General features: G+C 47.0%; 11 protein-coding genes. 7 read left to right on the forward strand and 4 right to left on the reverse strand.

What is annotated here, in order from left to right:
* Positions 1 to 59 precede the first annotated feature (59 nt).
* From MHI37_RS05380 to MHI37_RS05410, 7 genes are all read left to right on the forward strand, one after another.
* On the forward strand, positions 60 to 1,331 hold the full coding sequence (locus tag MHI37_RS05380) for a transposase (protein WP_342556499.1): 1,272 nt from the start codon (positions 60 to 62) through the stop codon (positions 1,329 to 1,331).
* Entirely contained in the window at positions 1,300 to 1,548 is a 249-nt protein-coding gene (locus tag MHI37_RS05385; RefSeq protein WP_076334765.1) for a hypothetical protein, read from the forward strand. The genes MHI37_RS05380 and MHI37_RS05385 overlap by 32 nt, the downstream gene beginning before the upstream one ends.
* Positions 1,549 to 1,671: 123 nt before the next feature.
* Entirely contained in the window at positions 1,672 to 2,835 is a 1,164-nt protein-coding gene (locus MHI37_RS05390; RefSeq protein WP_076338557.1) for an ABC transporter permease, read from the forward strand.
* Between the two features lie 75 nt (positions 2,836 to 2,910).
* Positions 2,911 to 3,501, forward strand: coding sequence for a TetR family transcriptional regulator (locus MHI37_RS05395; protein ID WP_076338558.1), 591 nt, complete (start codon positions 2,911 to 2,913; stop codon positions 3,499 to 3,501).
* 238 nt (positions 3,502 to 3,739) lie between these two features.
* Complete coding sequence (locus MHI37_RS05400) at positions 3,740 to 5,572, forward strand: heparinase II/III family protein (protein ID WP_076338559.1); 1,833 nt, start codon at positions 3,740 to 3,742, stop codon at positions 5,570 to 5,572.
* Between the two features lie 35 nt (positions 5,573 to 5,607).
* Entirely contained in the window at positions 5,608 to 6,738 is a 1,131-nt protein-coding gene (locus MHI37_RS05405) for a glycoside hydrolase family 88 protein (RefSeq protein ID WP_076338560.1), read from the forward strand.
* A 15-nt stretch (positions 6,739 to 6,753) separates the two neighbouring features.
* Complete coding sequence (locus tag MHI37_RS05410; protein ID WP_076338561.1) at positions 6,754 to 7,962, forward strand: DUF2264 domain-containing protein; 1,209 nt, start codon at positions 6,754 to 6,756, stop codon at positions 7,960 to 7,962.
* A gap of 59 nt (positions 7,963 to 8,021) precedes the next feature.
* Here the strand turns inward: MHI37_RS05410 and isdG are convergent, their stop codons facing one another.
* The 4 genes from isdG to MHI37_RS05430 form a co-directional block, all read right to left on the reverse strand.
* On the reverse strand, positions 8,022 to 9,176 hold the full coding sequence (isdG, locus tag MHI37_RS05415; protein WP_076338562.1) for a heme oxygenase: 1,155 nt from the start codon (positions 9,174 to 9,176) through the stop codon (positions 8,022 to 8,024).
* On the reverse strand, positions 9,173 to 10,171 hold the full coding sequence (locus MHI37_RS05420) for an iron ABC transporter permease (protein WP_076338563.1): 999 nt from the start codon (positions 10,169 to 10,171) through the stop codon (positions 9,173 to 9,175). The genes isdG and MHI37_RS05420 overlap by 4 nt, the downstream gene beginning before the upstream one ends.
* A 10-nt stretch (positions 10,172 to 10,181) precedes the next feature.
* Positions 10,182 to 11,132, reverse strand: coding sequence for an ABC transporter substrate-binding protein (locus MHI37_RS05425; RefSeq protein WP_076338564.1), 951 nt, complete (start codon positions 11,130 to 11,132; stop codon positions 10,182 to 10,184).
* Between the two features lie 611 nt (positions 11,133 to 11,743).
* Positions 11,744 to 12,958 (reverse strand): IS110 family transposase, encoded by a 1,215-nt coding sequence (locus MHI37_RS05430; protein WP_076338566.1) that lies wholly within the window; start codon positions 12,956 to 12,958, stop codon positions 11,744 to 11,746.
* Positions 12,959 to 13,083: the final 125 nt, after the last annotated feature.

Here is a 13,083-nt window from a genome sequence, read left to right on the forward strand (position 1 = left end):
TATGCGATGCTAAAAAATGTGGATAATCGAGTCGAAAAAATAAATAGGGGGGGATCGTTATGGAGAAGCGAGAAACATGGAAGAAACGAGGGATCGTGAAACAGATCTTGAAGGATCATTTTCATGGGTTTTGGGAACTTCATGCGAATCTATTCCCGGAAGAACTGCAGAAAGCGATACCGGAAGCCGTAAACAAGGCAACGCGATGCGGCACGAAGGATATGGGTTACGCGAGATATGAATGTATGGGTTGTACGGAGGGAAAACCGGAACCGGTCATTATCTGTTTTACTTGTAAGAGTCGGTTTTGTCATGGATGCGGAAAGAAATACACCGATGACTGGGCAGAAAAGCAACAGGAGCGAATCCTGAATGTCCCCCATCGTCATACCGTGTTTACGGTACCAAAAGAGTTGAGGAAATACTTCTTTGAGGATCGGAGTCGTTTGAACGAGCTTAGTAAAGAAGTGGCGAAGGTCATCCAATATTACTATCGGCGTAAAAATAAGAGCAAACAGTATGACGTGGGCGTCATTACGGTCATTCATACGTTTGGAAGGGATCTAAAGTTTAATCCGCATATTCATGCCCTGGTTACGGAAGGTGCGTTAGATTGCCATAAGCAGTGGAAGAGTGTGGAGTATATTTCTTTTACCTACTTGAGAAAGTCATGGCAGAAGCTACTTATGGATTTAATGTTGAAGTGGCATCCTGGCGATGCGAAGGTAAAAACGTTGGTAAACCAACTGTACAGTCGGTACAAGCATGGATTTTATGTCAACGCAGAACAACGAATGAAGGATGCCCGTGGAGCGGCCAAGTATATTGGACGTTATCTGGCTCGTCCGGCAATCGCAGAGTATCGCATTATAAAGTATGACTACCATACGGTACATTACTGGTACGAAGATCATCAGACAGGAAAGAGGATCGATGTCGTAGCCCCTGTCATGAAATTCATTTATGCCCTGGTGCAACATATCCCGCCGAAGCATTTTCGAATGGTAGGCAGGTATGGCCTGTACAGCAGAAGTAAGAATAAGGAGTCGCAAAAGATCGTTAACTTATGGCGGTACATGGTCCATAAACAGATTGAAATGACGTTCCCGCCGAAGGAAAAGAGAAGAAAGACGTACCGTCAGCGGATGTTGGAGACTTATGAACGGGATCCGATCGCCTGTCCCTGCTGCAAACAAACCATGTTGCTTGTGGTTATTTGGCATGCAGACTATGGGCGAATTTATTATTATGATGAGGAAAGTGAACGAGCGTATAAGAAGAAATGGGGGGTTCGGGCTAATGAACGAAAGGAAAGGCAAGAAACAGGATAGCGAAAAGGAAGAAGCTGTTGAACTATTTTCCTTTGATGATGAGGAGGAAGAAGTCTTTATCGATTATGTTTGCGTAGATTGCGGATGTTTAGATCCTGTGCCTGATTTCATCGTAGGAGAGTGTTCTTATGAATTAGGACCTGAGGAGAGTCCTGTGTTCGTATGCCCGGAGTGTAACGGAGACTTGGTGAGGAAGAAAGAGCCGGCGGAGAAGTAACCGTCGGCTAGTACGTAAATTCACCGTAGGTGATTTTGTTCTATTGACAAAGAATTTGGATTTAAGTATTATTTAAACAGTTGTTTAAAACAAGTGTTTAAATATAGAGTGGGAGTGATTAATATGAAACACGCATTACAAGCTTTTATGAAACGACCAAGCACTATCGTTGGTCTTATTACCGCCATTATGTTCCAGGTTATTTTCTCTGTCATTTGGATGACGAGTTATAGTGGTGTTACCGATCGGATAGATCAATTAAAGATTGCTGTAGTTAATGAAGATCAACAAATGGGGCAACAAATTGCAAGCGGGTTGATTCAAAATTTGCCTTTTGACATGCAAGAGCTAACAAGTGTAGATGAGGCTAAACAGCAGCTAAATGCACGTGAGCTGCAAATGGTCGTCGTCATTCCAGCAGATTTCACACAGAAAGCGACTGCAGCTGACGGAACAGCCTCTATCCAATATTCGATTAATGAATCAAATCCAGCACTTATTAAAAGTATAATGAGCGGAGCGGCAGCGCAAATAACTGCAGAGATTAATAGTCAAGCGATCAAAGGAGGCATCCAAACGGTGCTCGGCAATATGAGCGTACCAGCGGAGCAGGCTGCAGCAGCAGCGCAGGGGCTATCGCAGCGCGTTACCTCTGAGATCCAATCCTCCAACGTCATTAAGGGTATGAATAACCAAATGGTTCCGATGATGCTGGTGCTTGCTTCCTACGTCGGTGCTATGATTATGGGAATGAACTTTGAGCAAACCTCTATGGCATTAAGCGGCAGTGTCAGCAGATGGAGGAGATTTGCAGTAAGAAGCATGATCAACGTCGTTGCAGCCGTTCTTGTCTCGCTTGTTGGTTCTACTATGCTTGCCTCCATGGGGGGACAAATGGTTGAGGGCTTCCTACACATTTGGATGTATCAATTACTATTTATGCTAACCTTTATTTTTGTATCGCAAATGTTTTTATATGTGTTTGGCCTCAGCGGCATGCTGTTTAATATTATTTTATTGTCGGCACAACTGGTTACCTCTGGAGCAATTGTGCCGCGCGAGCTGCTCTCCGACTTCTACATCAAGCTAGGAGATGTGCTGCCGGCAACCTATGCGGTAGAAGGCACGATGAATATTTTGTTCGGAGGACCGTCTGTTTCCTCTGATGCCCTTATACTCCTTATCATTGCCATAGTAGCAATTGCTATTAGTACACTTGCTGTAGCAATGAAAAAACAAGGCGTACCTCAGGCTCAGCCTGTTGTAGCGATAGCTAGCAAGAAATAATAAAGCGGTCTGGTACTTGATGAATGTCCTCTTTTGCTTCAAAATAGAAGAAATATGCTGTAATGGAGGACCGACATGACTACAGGGGACGCAGATATTAAGAACAGAATATTGTTGGCAGCCAAAAAGCTGTTTGCCCAATACGGCTATGAAAAAACGACCGTAAGGCAAATATGCGAGGAGGCTTGCGCTAACGTCGCTCTCGTGTCGTATCATTTTGGCGGCAAAGAAAATATGTTTGGAGCGCTGTTTGAAACTTATTTTCCAAATGAACAGATTACGGGGATAGAACGCTCTTTAGATGCTGTGGAAGGTGTAAAGCTGATCATTCGTGAGGTGACGAAGTTTCGTTACAGCGACAAGCAGCTGATCTGCATCATTCAGCAGGAAATTATTATGAATACTGACCGTATTCAAAAGATACGCCATCATGTCATGCCATTGTGGAAAATGCTGCGGGAATGGCTGAAGCAGGGCAAGGAGCAGGGGCTATTTCATTATCAGTCTTTGGATACAACGCTAATGTCAATTATAGGAACCCTGCTGTTTCACAGACATACGGACTATTGGGCGGTATTGCTTGAGGAAGAGCAGCCATCACTAGAAGCTGTTATCGAGGATTTAACTACCTTTGTTATGAATGCCTTGGAATACAAGGATAAATAGATCGATTAATGACCGTACACGAGATAAAGGTGTACGGTTTTTTTCTATTGCAATGTAAAGTTATTTGCTGAAGAATTGACTTGGATCTTTAAAAGTTTTCGGAATAACGGTACAATTTGGTAGTGACTTTCTATAACAAGCTGTACTACTGAAAACGTTTCCGCCCGGATGAATCGTTAGGAGCTAAATCACAATTGTCGAATTTAGAATCGCGGATAGAATAGGAGAGAGTATCCATATGAAGCGAGAGCAGATTCAAAAAATATTGCAGCAAAACAGGCTGCGAGGGCTAGAGCTGCTGTCAGATGAAGGTTCGGTAGAAGGACTGGCGGCCAGACTTCGTGGTTCAGCAGCTAATCAATCGCTCATACAGGAGATAAAGGCAGCTGCCGATGATTTGCTGCAGACGCCAAATCCTGAGCTGACCTTTGCTCTATTTCGCATTTACAGCGACACGGGAGAGAGGCTTGCCTATGAGCATATATATTTCGAGAGACGTAAGCGGCTAAACGCTTTCGTAATCATGTCGCTGCTGGAGCCGGAGCATACCGAATATGAAGCAGCTGCATGCAATATCATTTGGTCCATTTGCAATGAATTCACTTGGTGTCTGCCTGCACACTTTAATGAAGGCGCAGAACGGCTTGATATCGATTTGTTTGCTGCGGAGACAGGCTTTGCACTTAGTGAGATTGTTGTGCTAATGGGCGACAGGCTGCCTAGTTTGCTGCGCAGGCGCATCGAGGCTGAGCTTGAGCGGCGATTGTTTCAGCCGTTTCTGGAGCAGGGACCTTATGGCTGGGAGACGGCTGATCACAATTGGTCTGCGGTATGTGCCGGCTCGCTTGGTGCCGCCGCGCTTCATCTCATGGATGATTCGTCAAGATTGTCTGCTGTACTTGTGAGAGTGCTTACTGCGCTCGATTGTTATTTGGAAGGGTTTGGCGACGACGGTGCATGTGCGGAAGGTTATTTATACTGGCAATACGGCTTCGGCTATTATGTATATTTTGCCCAGCTCTTAAAGTCGGCAACAGCGGGAGCAATCAATTTATTTGCCTCCAGCAAGGTGAAGGAAATTGCGCTCTTCCAACAGAAATGCTTCACAAGCGGAAGTATGGTTGTCAATTTTTCGGATTCGCCTGCATCAAGCGGGATTTTTATGGGACTTAGCTGCTGCTTGCACGGTGAGTACGACGAGGTGACTGTACCTGATATTAGCCTTAGAGCGGATTATTCGGCAGATCATTGTGGACGTTGGTCACCGGCCATTCGTAATTTGCTTTGGGTGAAGGATTCATGGTTAGAGGCATCTGCAGGGAAGGCGCTCTGGCCTTCTGAATCATATTATATGTCTGATGTGCAGTGGCTTTTGTCCAGGCATGTCAACGAGGCAGGCACAAGCTATAGCTTTGCGGCTAAGGGCGGTCATAATGCGGAGCCTCATAATCATAACGACGTCGGTCAATTTATTTTGCATGCGGATGGACAAGCGTATTTAGCTGATTTGGGGAGCGGGAAGTATACGGCGCAATACTTTGGCTCAGAGCGGTATACGCTTTGGTGCAATGGCTCACAAGGACATTCAGTTCCCATTATTGACGGTCTATATGAGCAAAATGGGACTGCTTATCGCGCTGAGGTCATTGAGGCGGAGGCGACTAAGGAAAGTGATCAGCTGGTGCTTGAGCTTAGCTCGGCTTACGAGCTGTCTACACTCGAGCGGCTGGTGCGCTCCTTCCGCTGGGAGAAAGAGGAGCTTCCAAGGCTTATGCTGACGGATACGATCTGCTTCGCTGCAAATAACGAAGAGTCCGCTAAACGGACGGTTACGGAGCGGTTTATTACATTTCTAGCTCCAGTGCTGGAAGAGGAGGGCCGAATCGTTATAGAAGGCAAGCGGAAGCTTGTTCTAACTTACGATCACATCGTATGGAGGGCAGAAGCCACTCCTCGGAGTGACATCGATCATTTCGGCGGCGAGCGCTTCTGGTACACGCTTGATTTTCATTCCACTGCGACAGCAGGCGTGCCTTTGATTGCGTCATTTATTTTTCAATTTGTATCCTGAAATTAATGAATAAATAGTTGGGAGATGGAAGCGCGATGGAGCAGAATAAGTGGGTTAATGAGGCTTGGGAGAAGGTACATGAGAAAGTAACGAAAACGAGCAATCGCATTGGCGCAAGATTTCCACATGCGAGCGTAGATGGAAGCTACGTGCTTGAAGCTCCTCATTGGTGGACTGCTGGCTTCTGGCCAGGCTTGCTGTGGCTGCTTTACCGTGATTCAGGGTCGAAGGATGAGCGCTATAAGGAAATCGCTGAAGCGTGTGAGCAGCAATTGGATGAGGTGCTGCTTGGATTTGATCGTCTTGATCACGACATTGGCTTTATGTGGTCGCTTACGAGCGTGGCTCGTTATAAGCTGCTAGGAGAAGCGCAATCGCGCAAACGCGGGCTGCTTGCTGCAAGTGTGCTGAGCGGTCGTTTTAACGTAAAAGGAAATTTCATCAGAGCTTGGAATCCTTGGAGCGAGGGGGAGCGCAACGAAGGCTGGGCGATTATTGATTGTATGATGAATCTGCCGCTGTTGTACTGGGCGAGCGAGACGACAGGCGATCCAAGATTCAAGCATTTGGCGATGGAGCATGCGGATACAGTGCTGGAGCATTTCATTCGAGAGGATGGATCCGTTAATCACATCGTCATTTTCGACCCGCAGACGGGAGAATGTGAAAGTGTAAACGGTGGACAAGGCTTTGCTCCGAACTCAGCTTGGTCGCGCGGTGCATCTTGGGCGATTTATGGCATGGCGCTTTGCTACCGTTATACTGGCGAGCCTAGATATTTGGAGGCTGCGAAGCGGGTGGCACATTTCTTTCTCGCCAATTTGCCTGAGGACTCCGTGCCGCATTGGGATTTCCGATTGCCGCCAGGCGTAGAGCGTTATCGTGATACTTCTGCAGGCGCATGTGCAGCCTGCGGACTGCTTGAAATCGCGAGATCGGTGCCAAATGAGGAGTCAGAGCTTTACCGGGCTGCCGGTGAGAGAATACTGCGCTCGATGTATGAGAACTACGGAGCTTGGGACAATGAGGCAGAAGAGGGCTTGATCTTGCATGGAACCAGCCACTATCCAGAGCAACGAAATATTGATGTACCGCTCATCTATGGGGATTATTTCTTCGTAGAGGGCTTATCGAGACTAAGAGGAAATGACGCTACCTTCTGGTAGGATGGAGGGTTTACCTTGCAAAGTATACAACAGAGCAGCAGCCAGCTCACGGATCGTGAGTATTGGCTGGAGCAAATGCTATTCATAAGCACTCCTGTACTTACAGCACTCTCAGAGCGACAGCTCAAAGAGCGGATGCCGATTGAAATTGCGGAGACTGCTGGAGCGAATGATGAAGAAAACGCGGTGCTGCTGGCAGATCGGGCGAAGTACACCCATCTGGAGGCGCTTGGACGCCTGTTATCGGGCATGGCACCATGGCTGGAAAATAAGCAATTAGCTGCTGAAGCTGAGGAAGAAACGCGCAGTCGTTATGCCGCGCTTGCGAGGGAAGCTATCGATGCAGGGACTGATCCGGAATCTCCGGATTATATGAATTTCAGCGATGGCTTCCAGCCAATTGTCGATGCGGCTTTCCTAGCGCAGGCGATTTTGCGTGCACCTGTAGAGCTTGGCGAAAAGCTGGAGCAGCGCGTGCGAGCAAACGTTGTTGCCGCGCTTAAGCAGACGCGGTCACGGAAGCCGGTGTTCTCGAACTGGCTGCTGTTTGCAGCTACGATTGAGTCAGCCTTGTTTAAGCTCGGCGAGCGCGATTGGGACCCGATGCGAATCGATTATGCGCTGAAGCAGCATGAGCAATGGTATTTAGGAGATGGAGCCTATGGTGACGGCCCCGAGTTTCACTGGGACTATTATAATAGCTTCGTCATCCAACCAATGCTCGTAGATGTGCTTGCCGCAGTAGGCGAGCAGTACGAGGATTGGAAGGCGATGCGTCCTGCCGTTGCAAGCCGCGCACAGCGGTATGCGGAGGTGCTGGAGCGTTTAATCGGACCGGATGGCACCTATCCACCGATTGGCAGGTCGCTTGCCTATCGGTTCGGCGCCTTCCAAAGCTTGGCGCAGAGCGCTTGGCTTGACGCGCTGCCAGAGGGGGTAAGCGGTGCACAGGTGCGCTGCGCCTTGACAGCAGCTATACGCCGTACACTTGAAATACCAGGAAATTTCACAGCTGACGGCTGGCTGACGATCGGCTTTTGTGGACATCAGAAGGATATTGGCGAGCGTTATATATCGACCGGCAGTCTTTATTTATGCTCGGAGGTATTCTTGCCGCTTGGCTTGCCGCTTGAGCATCCGTTTTGGAGCGGCGCAGCGGACAATTGGACCTCGAAGAAGGCGTGGTCGGGACAAGCGTTTGGCATTGATACAGCTTTAAAATAAGACAAGAAGAGGCAGAAGATGGGGTTCCATCGTCTGCCTCTTTTTAGAAAATCTGCTGCTTATTGTGCTTGTGCTTCAGCGATAGCATCCGTTTCAACGGGAGGCAGTGGATTACGTTTGATTTTAACCTCTTGGAAAATGATTTTATTAGAAATGATGTAATCAGGTGTTTTTCGGTGGGAATGGGATTCGCGGAAAGCTTCGCTTTTTGTCCAGGCTTGGAAATCATCCTTGGAATTCCAGCGTGTAACGACGGATACCTCATCATAATCCGCTGTATTTTGCGTCAGCAGCACCTCCAGGCCTAGAAAACCCTCCATGCTGTCGACTTTGCCAATTCGGTCGAAGCGTTCAATTAGCTTCTCACCGTTACCCTTCGTAATATGGGACAGGTTCGTTACAATAATCATCGTTGCATCCTCCTCGTAATTTTTAGGTATAGGTATAATGACGGGATAATTTTCATCAAAGCTAACCTTCGCTTCAATTTCGTACACTTGCCTCAAAAAGCGAGAAGTAATAACGGCCTGCGGAGTTCCTGTTGCGATAATTTCACCGTCCTTCATCGCAATAAGATGATCGCAATAGGCAGCAGCCTGCTGCAGATCATGCAGTACCATAACCATCGTGATGCCATGCTCTTGATTAATTTTGCGCAGCATGCCCATAACCTCAAGCTGATGGGAAATATCTAAGAAGGTCGTAGGCTCATCGAGTAAAATGATATCCGTTTTTTGAGCAAGCGCCATCGCAATCCGGGCTTTTTGCTGCTCACCTCCCGACAAAGTATGGAACATTCGATCGTCATGACGACGGATGCTCATCGTTCTCATCGCCCAATCTATGATCTTCTGATCCTCATCAGTTAATCGCTGCTTGAACATCCGTTTATGCGGTGATCGTCCGTAAGCAACCAATTCGCGGACCGTAAGCTCGGGAAGCATTTCCTTAGCCTGCGGCAGCATCGAAATCGTTCGGGCATAGTCGGCTCTGGAGTAAGCGCCGGTTTCCTTGCCCTGAACGGATATTTTGCCTTTATCTGCATCCAGCAGCTTCGTAATGATTTTTAACAGGGTAGACTTGCCTGAGCCATTTGGCCCGATAATCGCTGTCATTTTCCCATCGGGAATAGCAGTTGTAACGTCAAAGAGCTGAAACATACCCATTTCTAGCTCAATTTCCTTTAAATCAATCGCTGTATGGCTAGTTGTCATCTCCAATTACTCCGTTTCCTCAGTAAAATTAAAAAGAACGGCGCACCGACGCACGCGAGCAGAATGCCAACTGGAAGCTCAATCGGATCAAACCATGTTCTTGCTATCGTATCCGCGAAAACAACAAGCGCTGCACCGCCTATGATGGACACTGGGAGAAGGTAGCGGTAATCCTCTCCAATAAGCAGCCGTACAGCATGTGGGACAACAAGCCCGACAAAGCCGATCAAGCCGGCTGCGCTAACCGCGGCTCCCGCAAGAAGTGAAGAAAGCAGAATGAGCAGCAGGCGCTGCAGCTCTACTTTCTGTCCTAGCAGCTTAGCCGAATCATCTCCCAATAACATTAGATTAGCTGGCTTGATAGCAAGTATCGTTAAACCAAGTCCAATAAGTGCATAAGGGGCCATAAAAGAAAGATGATACCAGCTTCGGCCATTTAATCCGCCGGATAGCCAAGGAAGAACCGCTTGAATCCTGTCGCTGTAAACGACCATGATTCCGTTCATGATGGCGCCAAGCAGAGCATTAATTGCAACGCCGGCGAGTACGATTTTTACGGGAGAGGTACCTTTATCCCAGGAGATCAAGTAAATGATGATCGATGTAGCAAATGCACCGATAAATGCAGCCGCTGGCAGCAAATAGCTGAGCTGAGGCAGCAAAACCATCGTAATAACAGCGGCTAGACCGCCGCCGGCAGATACTCCGATTATGCCGGGATCGGCAAGGGGATTGCGCATAACTCCTTGCAATATGGCACCGGCGGCTGCAAGACAAGCACCGGTGAGCAAGCCCACCAATACTCGTGGAAGTCTTAAATTCATAATGATGGTGTCATGTGCAGAATGGCCCTTTGTCGTGAAAATCGTCCATATTTCACTGAGGGATATCGATACCGAGCCATAGGATAAGCCGTAAAAAACGGTTAACAGAAGCAGGATAGGTGCAGTGATTAGAGCGATTTTTCTTCTTCTTGCTCGCAGTTGTTTATTCATGTCGATCCTCTCATTGCTGCAGCGCTTCTAGCTTCTCATGAAGATATTCGAGCGATTCTATAATCCGAGTTCCTGGATTTGAGCCGAATAAGTCCGCGGGCAGCACTTCAACTTTATTTTGCTGAACGGCCTCTAAGCTGCTCCATGCGGGATTCGTCTGCATTTCCTTGAGAAAGCCCTTCTTCACTTCATCCGGATTACCGTGAGTCATAATGAGAATGAGCTGTGGATTTGCCTCTACAATTCGTTCAGAATTCAACTGCGCATATTGAGGGTAGCTTTGCAGACTGGGATAATCGGAAGCGATATTCGTACCGCCAGCCATCTCCAAAATATTGCCGCTAAGCGAGTTGGGCAGAGCAGCCATATAAGTACCGGGAGCGCCGTAAACGAGTAATGCCCGCGGCTTAACGCTGTCTGCGGCCGTTTCAAATTGCTTTAACTTTTCTTCTATCTCTTGAACGAGCTCAGAAGCACGCTCTTCCTTTTGCAAAAGCTTGCCGAACAGCTCGATTTGCTTCTCAATCTCACTGATTGAATTTGCGCTGGTTAGGATGACCTTCGTACCGGCCCCTTCAAGTATTGGAACGTCCTTCGTGTTCATCGGGTTATTGCCGAGCACAACATCCGCACGGAGCAATGCGATTTTCTCCAAATCAACCTCATGGGCAGAGCCGATCTGCTGGACGTCCTCAGCCGCTTTGGTTGCAAGCGGGGTAGTGGAGGCTGGTCTACCGACTAACGTTCCGCCAAGTGCATAAATAATGTCGGTTTCGCCGTTGCTCAGCGCAACAATGTTTTGCGGAACCTTATCAAATGAGAGCTTGCGATCAGCAAAATCTTTAAATTGAATCATGGCCTGCTGCTGGTTTGAACCGTTGGCTGTCTGGCCGGCTTCAATGCCGCAGGCTGTCAAAGAAAGCACAACAGCAGCACAGCAAATAAGCAAAGTTTTTTTCATGTGAGCCTCCAAGCCGAGTTAAAGATTGATAGTGATTATCAATATCATTCATTATGATAGAGATTGCAGACACATCTGTCAATAACTTTTATGGAGATTTTTGTTATTATATTTTGCATTGAGAATAACACACTTTAGTGTGAGAAAAGGGCACTATTTAAAAATTTAATAGTGGTTGACGGGTGAGAGGGTCTTGAAGTATTATCTAAATCGAGTTTAAAGATTTAAACGTTTCCGGAAGAGGTGCGGGTTTATAAGACAAATAAAGCAGGTATTTGGGTGGGTTCCAGCACGCTGAAACAGGTAGTGGAGCCAATGATTACGCCTTATTTGTACGATAAGCATTGGAATAAAGCTTTTTTTTGTCGCTATATTGAGAATGATAATCATTTCCTGAGGTGGCATATTGTATTTTTTAAAACAATCATAGAGGAGTGTCATGGAGTTGAAAATTCAGTTTAAAAAAATGCTTGCGGTTTTATTAACGTTGGTCGTATTTCTTTCTACCCTGAAAATAACTCGTAGTAACTCTAAAAAAGGCAAACCTAAATTAAACCACCAGTAATTAATGTGGTTAAGGATTTAAATAGTCATAAGCTTGTTCCTTGCTTTTAGGACGCTTCTGTAATCGTCACTTGGAATCCTAAGCCTTCAATTCTCTTTATACTTTGTTTAATAATGTACTCTCGTTGTCGTAAATCAAAATAATCCGCGCCTAGCTCTTTGTAAGACTGACCGTCTTTTAACACATGGTATACAATCGTGAGAATCGTATGAGCAACCGCAATAACCGCACGTTGATGGCCTCTGCGCCTTGCGATTCGCCGGAACTGTGCACCTAAATAATTGTCAGACCGAGCCAGGCTATTGGCTGCCTCTGCTAATGAGGATCGTAGATACTTGTTCCCTTTCCGTGTCCGCGCAGACTTTCGTTTTCCAGCGCTTTCGTTGTGTCCTGGAACCAAACCAGCCCATGAACATAAATGTCCTGCGGTAGGAAACCTCGACATATCGGGGCCGACTTCTGCTAAAATCTGTTCAGCCGTTCTCGTTCCGACTCCCGGTATACCATCCAGACGATCCAGTTCTGACGAAAAAGGGGCTAGCCGCCTAGAGACCTCCTCATCTAAAGCGAGGATTCGTTCTTCCAAAAAGTCAATATGGGTGAGCATGGCACGCAGCATGAGGCGCTGATGTGGCCGAATCGTTCCTTGCAAGGCTAACTCTAGCTGGCTTGTTTTCTTTTTGAGTTTGCCTCTAGCCAAGGAAGAGATGACTTTAACATCTTCTTCGCCTGCTAAGATGGAATCGAGCATATCTCGACTAGACAACCCTTTAATGTCGCTCACCACGGAAGCTAATTTAATGTTTGCGCCCTCTAACACTTTTTGGATGCGATTGTATTCACGAGCTCGTTCATCAATCATACTGCGTCGGTAACGAACTAATTCTCGTAATTCCCGCTGAGGACGATCTGGGATGTAACTAGCGGTTAACAAACCATGACGCATTAAGCTAGCGATCCATTCCGAGTCCTTCACATCCGTCTTCCGGCCAGGTACGGCTTTCATATGTTGTGCATTCACAACTAAGACGGTGATTTCTTCGGATTCCAATAAGTTTACAATGGGTTTCCAATACACGCCGGTACTCTCCATTGCCACGTGAGTACAACGCATTTCCTTGACCCAATCAATCAAGGTTAATAATTCAGCGGTATGTGTTTGAAACGTACGAATCTCCTTTCCTTCTGAGGTAATGATGCAGGCTGTAATGTTCTTCTTGTGCACATCGAGTCCACAGCAACGTTCGTGAAGTACATCCATGATCTAAAAGATCCTTTCTACGACTCTATCTAAGCGAGACTGGCGCAACAACCATTAGAGGGTTAATCTACCCTACGTACTTCCCGAAGGAGTGACATTCCGTGCTGCACCGGGTCGTTGGAATC

The organism is Paenibacillus sp. FSL H8-0548 (assembly GCF_038630985.1).
Taxonomy (GTDB): Bacteria; Bacillota; Bacilli; order Paenibacillales; family Paenibacillaceae; genus Pristimantibacillus.